Annotated in this window: 14 protein-coding genes, 5 tRNA genes and 1 other RNA gene; 16 read left to right on the forward strand and 4 right to left on the reverse strand. The window is 49.0% G+C overall.

Annotated features, from left to right (window positions below; all coding sequences use genetic code 11):
* From AB7S66_RS00095 to AB7S66_RS00110, 4 genes are all read left to right on the forward strand, one after another.
* On the forward strand, positions 1–231 hold a 231-nt coding region (locus AB7S66_RS00095; RefSeq protein WP_428517349.1), incomplete at its 5' end, for a GNAT family N-acetyltransferase.
* A 125-nt stretch (positions 232–356) separates the two neighbouring features.
* Positions 357–1,424, forward strand: a complete 1,068-nt coding sequence (locus AB7S66_RS00100; protein WP_428517350.1) for an ABC transporter substrate-binding protein — start codon at positions 357–359, stop codon at positions 1,422–1,424.
* A gap of 77 nt (positions 1,425–1,501) precedes the next feature.
* Entirely contained in the window at positions 1,502–3,739 is a 2,238-nt protein-coding gene (locus tag AB7S66_RS00105; protein WP_428517351.1) for an ABC transporter permease, read from the forward strand.
* An 11-nt stretch (positions 3,740–3,750) separates the two neighbouring features.
* Positions 3,751–4,851 carry an ABC transporter ATP-binding protein gene (locus tag AB7S66_RS00110; protein WP_428517352.1) on the forward strand — a complete coding sequence of 367 codons (1,101 nt, stop codon included), beginning with the start codon at positions 3,751–3,753 and terminating at the stop codon, positions 4,849–4,851.
* A gap of 81 nt (positions 4,852–4,932) precedes the next feature.
* On the opposite strand, the gene AB7S66_RS00115 is transcribed toward AB7S66_RS00110, so the two are convergent.
* On the reverse strand, positions 4,933–6,300 hold the full coding sequence (locus tag AB7S66_RS00115; protein WP_428517353.1) for a glycoside hydrolase family 28 protein: 1,368 nt from the start codon (positions 6,298–6,300) through the stop codon (positions 4,933–4,935).
* A 51-nt stretch (positions 6,301–6,351) separates the two neighbouring features.
* Here AB7S66_RS00115 and AB7S66_RS00120 point away from each other — a divergent pair, with 51 nt between their 5' ends.
* Entirely contained in the window at positions 6,352–7,230 is an 879-nt protein-coding gene (locus AB7S66_RS00120) for a sugar phosphate isomerase/epimerase family protein (RefSeq protein WP_428517354.1), read from the forward strand.
* 59 nt (positions 7,231–7,289) lie between these two features.
* Here AB7S66_RS00120 and AB7S66_RS00125 read toward each other — a convergent pair whose 3' ends face one another.
* Together AB7S66_RS00125 and deoC are read right to left on the reverse strand one after the other, a co-directional pair.
* Complete coding sequence (locus tag AB7S66_RS00125; RefSeq protein ID WP_428517355.1) at positions 7,290–8,432, reverse strand: thymidine kinase; 1,143 nt, start codon at positions 8,430–8,432, stop codon at positions 7,290–7,292.
* Positions 8,419–9,084: a deoxyribose-phosphate aldolase gene (deoC, locus tag AB7S66_RS00130; RefSeq protein WP_428517356.1), complete on the reverse strand. Its 666-nt coding sequence runs from the start codon at positions 9,082–9,084 to the stop codon at positions 8,419–8,421. The genes AB7S66_RS00125 and deoC overlap by 14 nt, the downstream gene beginning before the upstream one ends.
* Positions 9,085–9,199: 115 nt before the next feature.
* On the opposite strand from deoC, the gene AB7S66_RS00135 reads away from it, so the two are divergent.
* Genes AB7S66_RS00135 through AB7S66_RS00145 form a run of 3 tightly spaced genes read left to right on the forward strand, consistent with a single transcriptional unit; the run spans position 9,200 to position 11,634 of the window.
* Entirely contained in the window at positions 9,200–10,144 is a 945-nt protein-coding gene (locus AB7S66_RS00135; protein WP_428517357.1) for an 8-oxo-dGTP diphosphatase, read from the forward strand.
* Positions 10,128–11,033 (forward strand): aldo/keto reductase, encoded by a 906-nt coding sequence (locus AB7S66_RS00140; RefSeq protein ID WP_428517358.1) that lies wholly within the window; start codon positions 10,128–10,130, stop codon positions 11,031–11,033. The genes AB7S66_RS00135 and AB7S66_RS00140 overlap by 17 nt, the downstream gene beginning before the upstream one ends.
* Before the next feature lies 1 nt (position 11,034).
* Positions 11,035–11,634 (forward strand): IMPACT family protein, encoded by a 600-nt coding sequence (locus AB7S66_RS00145; protein WP_428517359.1) that lies wholly within the window; start codon positions 11,035–11,037, stop codon positions 11,632–11,634.
* On the opposite strand, the gene AB7S66_RS00150 is transcribed toward AB7S66_RS00145, so the two are convergent.
* On the reverse strand, positions 11,621–13,012 hold the full coding sequence (locus tag AB7S66_RS00150; RefSeq protein ID WP_428517360.1) for a M28 family peptidase: 1,392 nt from the start codon (positions 13,010–13,012) through the stop codon (positions 11,621–11,623). The two genes, AB7S66_RS00145 and AB7S66_RS00150, sit on opposite strands and share 14 nt — an antisense overlap.
* A gap of 159 nt (positions 13,013–13,171) precedes the next feature.
* On the opposite strand from AB7S66_RS00150, the gene AB7S66_RS00155 reads away from it, so the two are divergent.
* The 8 genes from AB7S66_RS00155 to AB7S66_RS00190 all read left to right on the forward strand — a co-directional run bounded on the left by AB7S66_RS00155 (position 13,172) and on the right by AB7S66_RS00190 (position 15,918).
* Positions 13,172–13,256 (forward strand) — tRNA-Ser (locus AB7S66_RS00155).
* 37 nt (positions 13,257–13,293) lie between these two features.
* Positions 13,294–13,380: transfer RNA gene (locus AB7S66_RS00160), tRNA-Ser, on the forward strand.
* A gap of 21 nt (positions 13,381–13,401) precedes the next feature.
* Positions 13,402–13,475: transfer RNA gene (locus AB7S66_RS00165), tRNA-Arg, on the forward strand.
* A gap of 33 nt (positions 13,476–13,508) precedes the next feature.
* Positions 13,509–13,596: transfer RNA gene (locus tag AB7S66_RS00170), tRNA-Ser, on the forward strand.
* A gap of 45 nt (positions 13,597–13,641) precedes the next feature.
* A tRNA-Ser gene (locus tag AB7S66_RS00175) sits at positions 13,642–13,726 on the forward strand.
* Between the two features lie 13 nt (positions 13,727–13,739).
* An RNA gene (gene ffs / locus AB7S66_RS00180) (signal recognition particle sRNA small type) lies at positions 13,740–13,838 on the forward strand.
* A gap of 91 nt (positions 13,839–13,929) precedes the next feature.
* Positions 13,930–15,585, forward strand: coding sequence for a DNA polymerase III subunit gamma/tau (dnaX, locus tag AB7S66_RS00185; RefSeq protein WP_428517361.1), 1,656 nt, complete (start codon positions 13,930–13,932; stop codon positions 15,583–15,585).
* A gap of 15 nt (positions 15,586–15,600) precedes the next feature.
* A complete protein-coding gene (locus AB7S66_RS00190; protein ID WP_428517362.1) occupies positions 15,601–15,918 on the forward strand; it encodes a YbaB/EbfC family nucleoid-associated protein in 318 nt (105 codons plus the stop codon).
* Position 15,919 lies beyond the last annotated feature (1 nt).

A 15,919-nucleotide genomic window follows, 5' to 3' on the forward strand; every position in this document is an offset into this window, starting at 1 on the left:
CACTACCTTGATAAAGAGGTGGCAATGATCCATGCAGTAGGTATTCACAAGGCATATAGAAGAAGAGGCTACGGTTACCAAATGATGGAATCTTTTCTCAATACACTCACGAAGAAGACAGAAGCAATAAGACTGGAAGTTGATAGTGACAACCCTCCAGCCCTTGCCTTGTATCAGAAACTCGGCTTTTATACGCTGAACCGAGTTGATTACCATGCAATGATTTTTTGATAATGGCTTCAATTTGGCGGTTGGGAGGATTTACCTTGACTGCATGAACTTGGCGGCATTAGCATAGGACATACATTGTTCTTTGTCTATCTGGATGGACATCATACGAAATTTTGGAGGAAAGCATGAAAAAAACTATTGCCTTGGTTTTTGTTCTCGTAATGCTCGTACCTGCACTGTTCGCTCAAGGTGGCCAAGAGGCTGCTCCTGCACCAGCTGCAAGTGAAACTGCGGCTCCTATGGCTGCCGCTTCAGGAAGCGTCAATGCCTATACGACGCTTGAGGAACCCCTTGCTGCAAAACTGTTCCAGCTCTTTGAGGAAGAGACTGGTATCAAGGTTAACTTTGTTCGTCTCAGTGGTGGAGAGGCGGTAGCCCGTCTTGAGGCTGAGGCATCCAATCCCCAGGCATCCATCTGGGTTGGTGGTGTTGGACTTGACCACATCACAGCAAAGAGCAAAGGTTTGACTACCCCTTATGTAAGCCGCTACACGTCCAAGACCCCTGAGCAGTTCCGTGACCCGGACAACTTCTACATCGGTCTCTATGTTGGTCCTCTCACCTTCGTGACCAACCTTGATCGTGCAGCAGAGCTCGGATTCGATCCCCCCAAGAGTTGGGCCGACCTTCTCAAGCCTGAGTACAAGGGATATATCCGCATGGCAAATCCCAACTCCTCTGGTACAGCCTACAACATCTTGACCACTGTTCTCGATGTTTTTGGAACTGAGGACAAGATGATTGAGTACATGAAGGAACTGGACAAGAACATCGACCAATACACCAAGAGCGGAAGTGCGCCAGGAAAGAGCGTTGCTACCGGCGAAATTCCTGTCGCCATCGGCTATGCACACGACCAGGTCAAACTCAAGGCAGCTGGGTCCCCAATCGTTATCACAGCACCTTCCGAAGGAACTGGTTACGAGCTGGCAAGCATGTCCTTGATAAAGGGTGGCCCGGATACTGTCAATGCAAAGAAACTGTATGACTGGGTTCTCTCCAGTCCAATTGCCCAGAAAACCTTTACTGAATGGTACGTGGTACTGGTAGCCGAAGGTGCCGCCAAGCATCCGGATGCGCTGTCCATCAATGAGATCAAGACAGTCAACCAGGATATGGCTTGGGACGGAGACAAGGTCAATAAGACCCGTCTGCTTGACCGCTGGACCAATGAGATCGGAAACAAGAGATAATTACCAGTGGTAATTTAGCTTTTCCTACCACCCTGCAAGAACTCTTGCAGGGTGTGTAGTTCCAACGGAATGAATCGATGTTTACAAAAAAACGCATCCTTCAGTTCTGCGCTGCAGCGCTGATATTCCTGCTGGCTGATTTCTGGATGTACAGCACACTCTCTTCTGATTTCAAATCATATGAAGCAGAACGTAATTTCAATGAAATTGAGCTCTTCGCGCAAACAGTTCCCGATGAGAGAACACCGCAGGATTTTGCTCGCTGGGTTCCAACGGTCAAAGACATCATCCCAGGGGCGAGAGCGCTCTATCTTACCTTTGACGAACAGAGCTTCAACTTTATACCTGAAAGTGGATCTGAGACTGCAAATGCCCTGTTCCAAGCGTACCGCAGCACTCCTGAATTCCAAAAGGCCATGGAGAGTGTCTACTATCTGGAGCCAATAAAGCTTGGATCAACCTATCAAGCTGATTACAGCCTGGACCCTGATACAATCAGCGCAGATACCATTAAAAGCCAGGTATACTTTGTACCCGTTGTGGATGAGACGGGGTATCAAATATCCGGAGCTGCAATGATCCTTGTCCCTTCCAATACTGCCACTGGATACAGCAACTTGCTCAAGACCCTGTTCATTGCCGCGGCAGTGGTATTCTTGGGTATTCTCCTTGTACTTACCTTTACCCGTGATCCATTGACGGGTTTCATGGTACTGGGATTGTTTGGCATTGTCATAGTTTTCATCGCTTACCCCTTGATGGAGGCCATCAGGCTCTCCTTCATGAAAGATGGGGTATTCAGCCTGCAGACATGGAAAGAGAGTCTCTCGCCAACCTACTTGGTGGCACTGTGGGGCTCACTTAGGCTGGGTGTACTTACAGCTACCATTTCCACGCTGGTCGGCTTCATATTTGCCTTCCTGATTGAACGGACAAGTTTCAAGAAGAAGAAATTGATGACCACCATGGCAACCATGCCGGTCATATCCCCTCCGTTCAGCCTCTCTCTCTCCATCATCCTGTTGTTCGGAAACAACGGTCTTATCAGTAAGCAATTGCTTCACCTGAATACCTCCATTTATGGCTTGGGAGGCCTGACGATTGTACAGGTAATTGGGATGTTCCCCATCGCATTCATGACAATCAGCGGGGTATTGAGGCAGATTGATTCGACAGTGGAAGACGCCTCCCTTGACTTGAGTGCTACCAGATGGCAGACATTCAAGGAGATAACCCTCCCACTCTCCGTTCCTGGTATCCTCTCGGCTTGGCTGTTGGTTTTCACCAATTCGCTGGCTGACTTTGCAAACCCGTTATTGCTGAGTGGTGACTACCGGGTACTCTCAACGGAAGCCTATATGTTGGTCACCGGTCGCAGCAACCTGGGAGCTGGTTCAGCCCTCTCCTTCATCCTCTTGATGCCGACCCTAACGGCCTTCTTGGTTCAGCGAAACTGGGTTGCGAAGAAGAGTTATGTAACCGTGACAGGAAAACCTTCCACTACACTTACTGAACTCACCAACAAACCGGTCAGGGTTGCCTTGGAGACCTTCTCCTGGATTTTCCTTGGCTTCATTGCCTCTCTCTACCTGACCATTGTGGCAGGATGTTTCGTGGTCAACTGGGGTATCGACTACTCCTTCACCCTGGCAAACTGGGGAGAAGCTGTCTCTCGTGGATGGACATCCATCCGTGACACGGTAACCCTGGCGGCCATTGCAACGCCAACAGCAGGACTGTTGGCCATGCTTGCCGCAATGTTGATAGTAAGAAAGCAATTCCCCGGGAAACGATTTCTTGAGATGTTGATCATGACCCCCTATGCCATTCCTGGTACCTTGATCGGTATCAGTTACATCCTGGCATTCAACCGGCAACCACTCTTGCTGGTAGGAACTGGAGCGATCATTGTCATAAACTATGTAATCAGAGAACTACCTGTAGGACTGGAGAATGGCATTACTGCGCTGCACCAGATTGATCCTGCCATCGAGGAAAGCGCAGCTGATCTGGGTGCTGATGTACCTACGGTCTTCAAGACGATTGTCCTTCCCTTGATCCGTCCGGCATTCTTATCCAGTATGTCCTACACCTTTGTACGGTCCATGACTGCTGTCAGTGCCATCATCTTCCTGATTTCGGCTCGCTGGAATCACCTGACCGTCCTGATCTTCAACTTCTCTGAGAATCTTCGTTTCGGTCTCGCCAGCGTCTTGTCAACCATCCTCATCGTCATCGTCCTCTCTGTCTGGGGTCTGATGCAGGTTGTGGTTCGTGATGACAAGCTTACCCAAAAAACTATTTCAACCCGCTAAGGTGGTGATGTATGGAAAAGAAAAGCGTATCGGTAACCCTTGAGCATGTAACCAAGAAATTCAAGGATGTAAAAGGAAAGTCTGATGTCATTGCTGTCAATGATTCTCACTTCGTCATCGAACCTGGCGAGTTGGTAACCCTGCTTGGTCCATCCGGTTGTGGCAAGACCACCACGCTCAGAATGATTGCAGGGTTCGAGCTTCCCACTGAGGGTAAGATCTATATTGGGAACGAGGAAGTCACCATGCTCCCCCCGAACAAACGGGACACCGCCACCATGTTCCAGAGCTATGGGCTCTTCCCTCATATGACGGTCTTTGACAACGTAGCCTATGGATTGAAACTCCGTAAGATTCCCCATGAGGAAATCACCAAGCGGGTGAATGAAACCCTCTCCTTGGTCGGACTTGCCGACTATGGGGACCGTGCACCTTCCAAGCTCTCTGGAGGGCAGCAACAGCGAGTTGCGCTCGCACGCAGTCTTATTGTCACCCCATCAGTGCTGTTGCTTGATGAACCTTTGTCCAACCTTGATGCATTGCTTAGAGAGCAGATGCGTGTAGAAATACGTAAAATCCAGAAGGAATTGGGCATTACCGCTGTATATGTTACCCACGACCGGGTCGAGGCCATGAGCCTCTCCGACCGTGTAGTAGTCATGAAAGATGGAATTATCCGCCAGATTGGCTCCCCAATCGATATCTATGAAAATCCTGACTCACGCTTTGTTGCTGGTTTTGTCGGCAAGGCTGCCTTCTTCCCTGTTCAGGTTAAGCGAGAGGAAGCAAACCTCTGGACCTGCCAGCTTGGAGAGAAAGAGGTTGCGGTAGAGCGTGCTGCAACCGATGTGGAGGTAGGAACTGAAGCGGTACTTATGGCCCGTCCTGAATCACTCCGTGTTGTGGAGAAAGGAAAGGGCAAGATTGAAGGCAAGGTCAGGATGAATGTCTATCTCGGAAACAGCATGGAAGCATTCATCAACACCTCCTTCGGAGAAGTCCTGGTACAGATTGACGACCCACATGCAAAGAAGGTTTTTGGGGAAGGAGAAGAGGTCTCAATTGACTTCACTCCCGACCGTGTCAGATTGCTTAACAAGAGTGAAGAGTAACTGATACTGATTGCAGAGAAAGAACAGGCTGTCTTTGCATCCTGTTTTTTCTCTGGGCATGATTACTGAAAGGTATAACCACTACTCACGTGAAAGAACAACGTCTTCTTCAATGACATACGCTTCGGCTACACCTTGCACCATTACATCCTGGGTTGTCAATGAAACATTGCGCAGCCTGATACCTCTTCCCTCGGGAGTAGGGAGTCCTTCATACATCTCACTTTCACTCACCGGTTCCAAATGCTCATTTGCCATCGTGAATGTACAGCCGGAAATCACCAGATCACGGATGGGAGACTCAGGGAGCCCTACAATGAAGGCAGTACTCGATCTGATACCGGTACTTGTGCATCCTTCAATGGTGACATGCTCGATATGGGGCGTTGTAGGAGTCACCGGTTTCCTCGCTAGGGAAAAATCTTCAGCATCCAGACTACCACAGCGGTAGTACATATTCACCGTGAGCGGACAGAGGTTGTTGTCCATCCTGATATCCTGGAAATGCAGGTCAGATATATGCCCACCCCGACCTCTTCGGGTCTTGATCCTGATACCCCTGTCGGTACCATCAAAGAAACAGGAACGAACCACCACATCATGGATACCTGCAGCGGTCTCACTACCGATAACGGCCCCCCCATGGGCGTGTCTCACGGTACATCCCTCGACAAGGATATCACTGGTTTTCCGGTTCACGGCAACCCCATCCTTTCCGCTTCCACTCTTCAGTGCAATCCCGTCATCTCCTACGTCGATCAAGCAATTCTTGATCGTCACAAAAGAGCAAGAGTCAACATCAATCCCATCAGTGTTGGGTGCATCCGGTGGGTTCATGACAGAGAGGTCCTTGAGAATGATGTTTGTGCTGTAGAGGGGGTGAACGGTCCAGAAGGGACTGTTCTGTATGGTCAGTCCCTCAATCTTCACATTATTGCTTTCCCTGATCTGCAACAAGGAAGGACGAAGGAATTGACTCTGACGGCCTCCTCCACCACCACTCTGTCTCTCATAACCAGGGTTCAACTTGGCCAGTTCAGTCTCGATGGCTGAGACAGGACCGTTCTGGGTATTTCGTTTCTGTTGAGCGGTTGTCCACCACCAGGGACCACTTCCATCGATGATGCCCTTCCCACGAAAGATGAGACCATCTGATTCATTGATCAGCAAACAAGGATGCATGCAGTAACAGTTAACCCCTTCCCATCGTGAATAGAAAGGTCGGTAGAGGTTCTCGTCGGCAATGAACCGTATGGTTGCACCTGTTTCAAATTCCACCACAAGATTTGTTGCCGTGATGTGTATTGGGCCGCTCAGGTACTCTCCTGGGCCGATACGCAAGAGCCCTCCCTTTTGCAAGCTTTCAAACGCCCGTTTGAAGACTTCGCTGTTGTCAAACTGCCCGTCCCCGATGGCACCAAAGTCTGCCAGCGTATATTCCTTGTTCATGCAATTACCTCTTTCTTTACTTTTATCATCCTGTCTCCTACAATACCAGCTATGAAACAGTTAGGAATCAGAGCTCATGATCTTGGTACCTTCGATACCATCAGTGACCTTGCCAGCGAGATTTCCCTCTATGGGGATTCAATCCCCATTCAGCTCGCTTTGAAAAAAGTTCTCAGGAACGCTCCTGATGCAGAAGACTACAGTGAGCAGTTCATCATCTCCGTTCGAGATGCACTCAATGCGAAAGGTGCATACGTAGGAGTTTTTGGAAGCTACATCAATCCCGTACACCCTGACAAGGCAGCGAGGGATGCAGAGTTGCGTAAATTTGAAAACCACCTAAAATATGCCAACCTCCTTGGATGCCCTTTGGTGGGAACCGAAACCGGTTCCTTCCACCCTGGCAACTCCTACCACAGCGAGACTGCAAGTGCCAAAGTACTCGACATCTTCTACCGTAGCATAGAAAGGCTCCTTGAAGCTGCCGTAAAGTATGATGCAATCATCGGCATCGAAGCGGTAAGTAAACAGCATACCATCAGCACCATCCCAAGAATGGCAGCCTTGATGGAAAAGTTCGACAGTCCCCACCTCAGAGTCATCTATGACCCGGCAAATCTTGTCCCATGGATCGGGATAAGCGAGGCAGATGGCAGTGTTATGGGCACTCCCTCATTTGCCGCACAGAAAGACTTCTTCTGCTCCGCCCTCGATGCATTCGGGGATAAGATTGCAGCAATCCACGTCAAGGACTACAAGCTTAACGACCAAGGCATAAAGGTCGGGGATCTTACGGTAGGGGATGGGGTTCTGGACTGGAAATTCCTTTTCGGGGAACTGAGAAGGCGAAATATCGAAGTCCCTGCCCTGCTCGAAGATCTTACGGTCTCTACCTTGAAGGAAACACTTGCATTACTCTCTACATACTGAACCATGCCAGAAGAGCCCTCAAGAGCTTTTCATGGCAGGTTTTTGTATCTTTCCGTACTCTACAACAAGAGCGGTTGCTCGAAGGAGACAGGCCGCTTGTTGTCGGAAAGGACCTTGGAAAGGTAGTTTGTATCCAGCTCAAGCTCTGATACCAAGCGAAGCAGCACCTCTTCCGGTACAAGATTCTGCTCACAGAAGAGAAATACCAGCGCCTTTTCCGCAATATTTTGCGGGAGCAGGGCATTGAAGAAGATTTCTTCGTCTCTCTTCCCCCGGTAACGTTCACAGAAATTCTCATAGAGCATCGACTGCTCAATATTTCCCTTCAGCGCAGCAAGTTCATTTCTCAGTGGCTTCTCATCTCCACGGGAAGCAAGTTCTCCCAGTGGTTTGAGGTGGAAGAATGTATACTCCTTCCCGGGAAGATAGTGATGTTCATCACAACGTGCGGCATAGTTCGGCTCCAGGGTGCTATCCTTATGGGAATCCCCACCAACGATGATCAGAGGATCGAAATAGAGTGCAGGGCACTCCTTACCTTCCACCTGGTAGTATCGATAGGTATAGAATGCATCACTGATACAGTCTGGATGTTCACAATACGCAGTAAGTGGGATTACATCTGTTGCGATATCGAGCATCAACCGTGCAGTGGAATTGAACAGGTCCCGACGGAAGTTCAGGATCAAGGTAGGGAATATGAACATAACCCCACGTTCATAACTATGATTACGTACCACATAAGCAAGCCGTTCATCAAAGAAGGATGCTTCATCAATGATAAAGGTTCCCACAGTAGGATTGTCCTGAAGCACTCTCTCCAAACCAAAAGAGTCCCTGATTCTCGCAATATTCTCCCCACAGCTTACATATCCACTGCGGTAGCAGAGCGCATCCTCAGGATAATCGGTAAACCGGGTGCCATCGATCTCGGAACGGATGAAGAAGACTTTCCGGCGATCAACCTGCCCACTACTGGTCAGGTTTCTTACCTTCTCTCCCTTCCTCTGTGCAATGGCAGCATCCCGCCATACCCGTGCTGCAAACTCAGTCTTGCCCGAGCCCATGGGTCCTATCAGCAGAACCCTTCGCCCGGGTGAGGTAAAATCAAAATGCGAGAATGTTTCATGGACATCAAGCGTGGGAAACCCCAGACTCTTGAGGAAATCGGCACTTTCAATCTTCTGTTCAATTCGCGCCATTCGACCCCTCTACAATTGCAATGCCGCTTGAGGCCCCGATTCTTGTGGCCCCTGCTTCAATCATTGCAATGGCATCCTCGTATGTACGTACTCCTCCAGAGGCTTTGACGCCCAACTCTGGCCCAACTGTCTTACGCATCAAGGCAATATCCTTGGTTGTTGCTCCACCGGTGGAGAAACCGGTAGAAGTCTTTACAAAGTCTGCACCGCTGGCTTTTGCCAACCTACAGGCACGTACTTTTTCCTCTTCATTCAAAAGACAGGTCTCGATGATGACTTTCAGGTGTGCATTTCCACAAGCCTTCTTCACTGCAGTAATATCATCCTGTACCAAATCATCATCATGGTTCTTCAAGAACCCGATATTGATGACCATATCAACCTCTTCGGCCCCAGCTTTCACTGCTGTCTTGGCCTCAAAGGCTTTACTCTCTGTAGCCATTGCACCCAAAGGGAACCCAACCACGGTACAGACCTTTACATCGCTCTTTTCCAACAATTTTACACAGAGAGGCACCCAGCAACTGTTTACACATACTGAAGCAAAATGATATTGGGCTGCTTCCTTGCAAAGTTTCTCTATCATAGGACGAGTCGCAGAAGCTGCGAGCAACGTGTGATCGATGTATTTGGCGACATCTTCTTGTTTCATTGGTATCCTCCCTAGCATCAGGTACTACTGCTAGCTTACTCCAAAAATTATCGATGAGCAACGAGAATAGCATCCCAAGCTTGACGAAGGACCCTGCTCCCTATACCCTAGCATCATGATTCTTCAAACCATCGAACAATACTATACTTGGGCTCTGATCGCCATCCTTTTACTCAATCTTGCCCAAAGAAAAATTCCGGGAACCTATAAGAAACGGTTCGCCACCATCTACTTGGCCTCCATCTTGCTTCTTTTTGAGGTAGGGGTGGTAGTCATACTCTCCAGGGACCTGAACCACAATCTCGGTTGGTTGGTAGCCATTATCTGTGCGGGGCTTCTTTTCCTATTGAGAAAGCGAGCCCTTCCGTTCCGTTTCCACTGTGTTGAGTGTAACAAGCGACTTGATTTCAACCACATCATTGGCCATGATGACAATCTTTGTCAGGAGTGCTACTACAAGGCTCATCCTGAGGAAGCCAAGGCGGAAGAAGAAAAGAAAGAGATTGCACAACCGGAAGAGGAGGCTGAAGAGGATACACGCTACCGTGACGCGGCCTCTATTACGGACATTGACTGGGATCTGTGGGAACCCAAGGAAGTGTGTGTCATCACCTACCTGTTCAATGATGACCAAGTGCTTCTTATTGACAAGAAGACCGGCTTGGGCTCTGGACTGGTAAACGCTCCTGGCGGTCATATTGAAGCGACTGAAACCGCTCTTGAAGCTGCAAAGCGCGAATTTACCGAGGAGACTGGTCTTGAGGTTGATGACCTGTGCATGGTTGGCAAGCTTAACTTCCAGTTCCGTGATGGTCTTTCAGAACGCGGATATGTCTATTTTGCTCACTCCTTTAGGGGAGAACTCCAAGAAACCGATGAAGCACGCCCCTTCTGGTGCCCGGTAAGTGAAATTCCCTATGACAAGATGTGGGAGGATGATATCCACTGGCTTCCGCTTGCCATGGAAGGAAAACACTTTGAAGGTTCCTTCATCTTTGATGGACAGGTAATGGTGGACAAATTGGTCATCACCGAAGAGGACGATGAAGAAGAGCTCTGACCTGGCTCTGGGAAGCTGGCAATTCGGTCCCAGCCATGGGTTTTGGACCGGAAGCACCACACAAGCTTCCCGTCTTACGATCAGCGCTGCATACAAGGCAGGTATCAGGCATTTTGATACCGCCCCGGCATACGGGAACGGTCTCGCCGAGCAACTGCTCGGTTCACTCCTTTCTGGAAAATCAGCCATCATTGATACAAAATTCATGCCCAAGCACCCAAGCTTGGTGGCTCAAGATGTCCAGAAAAGCCTCGACCGTCTCAAGAGAACCTCGATCAATACCCTGTACCTGCACTGGCCTAGCTCTTCGCGTGACCTTAGACCCATCATGGAATCAGCAGCAGGTCTTATCGAGCAAGGGAAAGTTCTCTCTCTTGGGCTTTCCAATACCCCTCTCTCCTTGGTGCAAAGCTTGCAGGACCTTCCCATCACGTTCCTGCAAATACCTTGTTCGCTCCTGTGGACAAGGGGACTGGAAGCATATAAGGAGTATGCAGAGAAACAAGGCCTTTCCTTGGTGGGATACAGTCCCCTGGGTCTTGGCTTGCTCAGTGGCAACCATCACCATAGACCCAATGACAGCAGAGGGAATCTCTATGTCTATCAAGATAGAGCCTATCCGGTATTCATCGAGTTGCTTGAGCTGCTCTCGTTCCTTGCAAAAAAGAAAGCACTAAGCATGCCTCAACTTGCCCTGGCCTGGGCCCGAAGCCAGGATTTTACAAGCATCCTTGTTGGAGCACGTTCACCACAGCAGTTGTTCCCGCTCCTGGAAACAGAGGTGATCAGCCTTGACGAAGGAGAGAAAAGGTTGTTGGATGAAGTGGCAGGACGATTAAGTGCATGCGCTCCCCCTTCATGGGATAATCTTTTTGGACATAGGTGGTAGGATGAGAATACTCAAGCAACGCTCACAGTGTGAGATTGAGGTGAAAAAGTCCCGATTCATTGCTATTGCCCAACCCATCAAGGACCTCTCCGAAATCAAACATCTGGTTAATGAAACAAGGACAGCACATCCAGGGGCTCATCATGTTGTTCATGCTGCTGTCGTGGGACCAAAGGGAGATCTCTACAGCTATAGTGATGACCATGAGCCAAAGAATACTGCAGGCCGGCCCGCACTCGAGGTACTGAAAGGAAGTAGTGTCACCAATATCCTGATACTCATCATCCGCTACTTTGGAGGAACGTTATTGGGCACGGGAGGCCTGGTAAAAGCCTATGGCGACAGTGCCAGGGAATTACTCTCCATTATCAAGACAGAAGAATTGATTGAGAAAACAAGGTTCTCCTTCACGATACCCTATAATCTCTATGAGCTAGGAAAGATTGACCTCGAATTGCTTGAAGCGGATATTGAAAACGAGGAATTCACAACGGATGTATCCATCACGGGTACACTGCCGAGAACCAATGCTGAGCAATTATCTTCCAGAATTACTGAACTCTCAGGTGGACAGTGTGAGGTTTCTCTTACCGATTTGTAAGCTTTGAGAAGGTCAAGGAAACCTCAGTGGGGGATTCCTCCTCTTCTTCCTTACTCTCTTCCCATAATCGTTTGCCATCTACCATATCAGTAAGTTTGATGGCTATGGAAAGCGCTCTTTCCAGGGCACTCGGTTCTATTGCTTCCACTACGTCATTGCGGGTATGCTGCACCGATGGTTTGCTGCGGTCATCCCAAGCAACTGCGGTCAGGGTGGTGGCTGAAATACCACATCTGCTCGCTTCTGCAGCATCGCTGCCGCCCCAGAGACGTGGAATTGATTCACTCTTGGATTCATACCCCATTGAGTGTGCAATTTCCGTACAGCGCCTTGCCAAGGAAGCATCAAGCGGTTGGGTACCATTGACGTCCTTCTCCAGGAAGGTAATCTGGTCACTGTAGTAGACGGAATCAAAGTTCAATACGATTGGGTCAATCAAGGAGTCAGCCATTGATGCGTACCAATGCCTCGATCCCTGCAGTGCTGCTTCTTCCCCGTCAAAGGAGCAAAAGATCAATCGGGTATTCCTAAGAGGCTTCCCACAACCCCTTCTCCAATGGAAATACCGGGCAAGCTGCACTGTCATCCCCACTGAAACAAGATTATCCCCTGCCCCAGGAGAACCCTCCTTCTCATACATCAACCGCAAGGGAAACAACAGGGGGGTAGCTCCCAAAAGAAGGATAAGGAGAATGAGATGTGCAAGGGAGGGAATATTCGGCAATAACAAAGCACTTGCAAGAAGCTCCGAAAAAACCTGTACCAAGGCCAGCAATCCGCAAGCGATGAACAGTCCAACCGGGAAGAGCACATTTTTTACGTAGGATATCCACTCAAGTTGGTTGTATCGGTGTAGAGGAGCACTATCATGATGTGAACTGAAAATAAGCGTGTGCTGTACCTCTTCCTTTGGTTCCAGGACTCCATGGATATTCACCCCCTCAGCGTTGCAACGATTTTTTCGGGGAAAAGGTCGGTAGAGATAGAGTTCCCTAGTGGCGTAATAGCAAAAACCAATAAAAAGCAAGAGGGAAATCCAAGGCATTCCAACCAACATAAAAGCCACCAAAAGAGGATAGAGGATGATCATAATCGTGAAAGGTTGACTATGAACCTTCGTATCGAGGGGGAATTTGGTCATGGTTGTTTCATCACAGAAATGGTTATACGCATCCTCAACTGCTTCAGCGGCACGATGGCCTGCGTCACTGCCAGCTACCCTTGGGCCATAGAGATCAACAAGAGTCTTGGTGAAGGCCAGGGCAAGGGTAGCAAGCTTACCGGCTTTCAATGTCTCGAGTCTTTGCCTAGGGTTCTCTTTTTGGGCATCCACCAGCGTAGGTTGCTTCTTGTGTTCTTTGGAAAAAGGGAACTTCATGATTGTTTCATCATGACGAGTGCAACCTATGCTGTCAAGAAAGCAAATTTTATCCCGCTATTTTTTTCTCCCATCAGAGTTCTTGACAAAGATTGAGGCACTCACTATAGTGGTAACCCGATTGATATCCTTGTAAATGGAGGAATATCAAGTCTGTTTGGAGAGATGTCCGAGCGGTCGAAGGAGGCGGTCTTGAAAACCGTTGAGGCGCGAGTCTCCGAGGGTTCGAATCCCCCTCTCTCCGTTCATTCATCGATCTGGATGAATGTGTTTTTTTATATGGAGAGGTGCGAGAGCGGCCGAATCGGGCTCCCTGCTAAGGAGTTGACCTGGTAACGGGTCCGGGGGTTCGAATCCCCCCCTCTCCGTTTTTGATTTTTTTTAGTATTGAGACCATAGCTCAGCTGGATAGAGCATCAGTTTGCGGAACTGAGGGTCGGAGGTTCGAATCCTCTTGGTCTCATAGTTGGTTTTGTATGAAACGGTCATAACACTGGGAGAGATGTCCGAGTGGTCGAAGGAGACGGACTCGAAATCCGTTGTACCGTCTGACGGTACCGAGGGTTCGAATCCCTCTCTCTCCGATAGCTTGGATATTTTTTGGGTTTTTACCGTTTATTTCGTTCCTTGGAGAGGTGTCCGAGTGGTCGAAGGTGCACGCTTGGAAGGCGTGTGTGCTGAAAGGCACCGGGGGTTCGAATCCCCCCCTCTCCGTTTTATTCCCAGTCAACAGATTCTGTGCTATGTGCATTCGCCCAACCCCGTCAGGACCGGAAGGTAGCAGCGGTAAGTGAATTGCCCATGAGACACAGGCGATTTGTTGGCTGGGTTTTTCTCTGTTGTCACCAGATTCGCACTTCTGTTCCTAGATAGCAAAGTATGGTATACTCGCAGGGTACGTTCACAGAGGAGCTCTCATGGCATATGAAGTAACAGCTACCAGGAAACGCCCCCAGTCTTTTGACGGCTTGGTAGGTCAGGAATTCGTGGTATCAACCATAAAACATTCGATTGAACAAGGAAGAATTGCCCACGCCTATCTGTTCAGTGGACCAAGAGGAGTAGGCAAGACTTCATCTGCCCGAATATTGGCAAGAGCCCTGAACTGTGAACAAGGACCGACCTCCACTCCTTGTGGCGTCTGTTCCAACTGTCGTGAGATCACCCAAGGCAACAGTGTTGATGTTATTGAAATCGATGGTGCAAGCAACACAAGCGTGAATGACATCCGGCAGATCAAGGACGAGGTCCTCTTCCCTCCACAGACCAGCAAATACAAGATTTATATCATCGATGAAGTGCATATGCTCTCCACCAGTGCGTTCAATGCACTGCTGAAAACCATTGAAGAGCCCCCTGCATACATCATCTTTATCTTTGCGACTACCGAACTGCAAAAAGTACCGGCTACCATACGATCACGTTGCCAGCAGTTCCATTTCCAGCTGATCGACCTGGATACCATCAAGAACTGTTTACGGGATGCCGCAAGTGACCTGGAAGTTGAAGCTGATGATGATGCACTGTTCTGGATTGCAAAGGAGTCCACGGGCTCCATGCGCGATGCCTATACGCTCTTTGACCAGGTGGTCTCCTTTAGCCAGGGACACATCACCATGGGAAAAATCAGCAGTAAGCTGGGATTGGTCGGCATTGATCAGATTGCCCAAATAGTCTTCCATCTCTTGGATGAACATACCGATCAGGCACTGCTCGCTGTACAGGACTTGTTGCAGGCAGGAGTATCGGTGGAACAGTGTATCAAGGACTTCACCCTCTTCTTCAGAAGCTTGCTGTTTATCAAGGCAGGGTTGCATGATGATGCTATCCTTGGAATACAATCCGACAGGATTCCCCTTGCTCTGAGAAACGCCTATTCGAGTGAACAGCTGGAAGCCGCCCTTGAGTTGCTACTCAAACTCTACAGGGAAATCAGGTACTCACTGAACCCACGATTTGAACTCGAGCTATGCATTTCCCGTCTTGGAAGCCTTCCCTCCCTTGTTTCAGCAACGACTCTCGTGAAGAAAATTACCCAGATGCGGGATGAACTGCTTTCAGGAACAGTGAAGCTTCCCCAAAAAAAACTTGAGATCCAATCTGACCTACTTGCCACCAGGGAAACCATCAAACCCAGGGAGAATGCTTCCCCGCCCAGCAGTGTGGCCACACCTGGGCAGCGGAGTAAGGATTCCAAAGAGCAGAGTGTTCCCGTAAAGCCGGTGCCTGTACAGAGTCGCCCATTCACCAAGGGAGATCTCCCTGCCTTGGTAGGCAAACTCTCAAGCACACCACTGCTCAGTCAAGTGGCACAGGCAATTACTGAAGTATCAAATGATGAGGGAGTATTGCACATCACCTTCTCCACTGCCTTCTGCCAGAACAAGGCGGAAGAGAGTACTGAGAAATTCAGATCCCTAATCAAGGAGATTTCAGGCTTTGAGGGACCGATACGGTTCCACTGCCTTGAGACAGAAAAACAGGAAGAGACTCCACAGACGGAAGATTCTGTAGTCTCAAAAATCGCCTCGATTTTCCGGGGAGAGATCACCCAGCAACCCAATGAGATGTAAGCAAGGAGCCACCGTATGGATATGAACCCTTTTGAACTGTTGAAAAACATGAAAGGCATTCAGGAGAATGTAAAGAAAATGCAGGAAATACTTCCCACCATTACTGCAACAGGGAGTGCCGGTGCAGGTATGGTTGAAGTTACCATCAATGGGAAATTCATCGTTACTGACATACATATCGAGAAAGATATTGTTGATCCTGATGATTTGGGAACACTTCAGGTATTGTTGAGTAGTGCTTTCAATGACGCGTCAGCAAAAATCCAACAGAAGATCCAGAGTGAAGGTATGAAATATGCCGGTCCTTTGGGTGGCTTCACCACTCAGGCCTAAT

Origin of the sequence: Sphaerochaeta sp. (assembly GCF_050178175.1) — a bacterium.
Lineage (GTDB): Bacteria > Spirochaetota > Spirochaetia > Sphaerochaetales > Sphaerochaetaceae > Sphaerochaeta.

Bases quoted from the DNA above. Each gene is read 5' to 3' on its own strand.
- AB7S66_RS00190 (WP_428517362.1), top strand. From the start codon at position 15,601: ATGGATATGAACCCTTTTGAACTGTTGAAAAACATGAAAGGCATTCAG.
- AB7S66_RS00105 (WP_428517351.1), top strand. From the start codon at position 1,502: ATGTTTACAAAAAAACGCATCCTTCAGTTCTGCGCTGCAGCGCTGATA.
- deoC (WP_428517356.1), bottom strand. From the start codon at position 9,084: ATGAAACAAGAAGATGTCGCCAAATACATCGATCACACGTTGCTCGCA.
- AB7S66_RS00140 (WP_428517358.1), top strand. From the start codon at position 10,128: ATGAAGAAGAGCTCTGACCTGGCTCTGGGAAGCTGGCAATTCGGTCCC.
- AB7S66_RS00150 (WP_428517360.1), bottom strand. From the start codon at position 13,012: ATGAAGTTCCCTTTTTCCAAAGAACACAAGAAGCAACCTACGCTGGTG.
- AB7S66_RS00135 (WP_428517357.1), top strand. From the start codon at position 9,200: ATGATTCTTCAAACCATCGAACAATACTATACTTGGGCTCTGATCGCC.
- AB7S66_RS00125 (WP_428517355.1), bottom strand. From the start codon at position 8,432: ATGGCGCGAATTGAACAGAAGATTGAAAGTGCCGATTTCCTCAAGAGT.
- AB7S66_RS00100 (WP_428517350.1), top strand. From the start codon at position 357: ATGAAAAAAACTATTGCCTTGGTTTTTGTTCTCGTAATGCTCGTACCT.
- AB7S66_RS00120 (WP_428517354.1), top strand. From the start codon at position 6,352: ATGAAACAGTTAGGAATCAGAGCTCATGATCTTGGTACCTTCGATACC.
- AB7S66_RS00115 (WP_428517353.1), bottom strand. From the start codon at position 6,300: ATGAACAAGGAATATACGCTGGCAGACTTTGGTGCCATCGGGGACGGG.
- AB7S66_RS00145 (WP_428517359.1), top strand. From the start codon at position 11,035: ATGAGAATACTCAAGCAACGCTCACAGTGTGAGATTGAGGTGAAAAAG.
- dnaX (WP_428517361.1), top strand. From the start codon at position 13,930: ATGGCATATGAAGTAACAGCTACCAGGAAACGCCCCCAGTCTTTTGAC.
- AB7S66_RS00110 (WP_428517352.1), top strand. From the start codon at position 3,751: ATGGAAAAGAAAAGCGTATCGGTAACCCTTGAGCATGTAACCAAGAAA.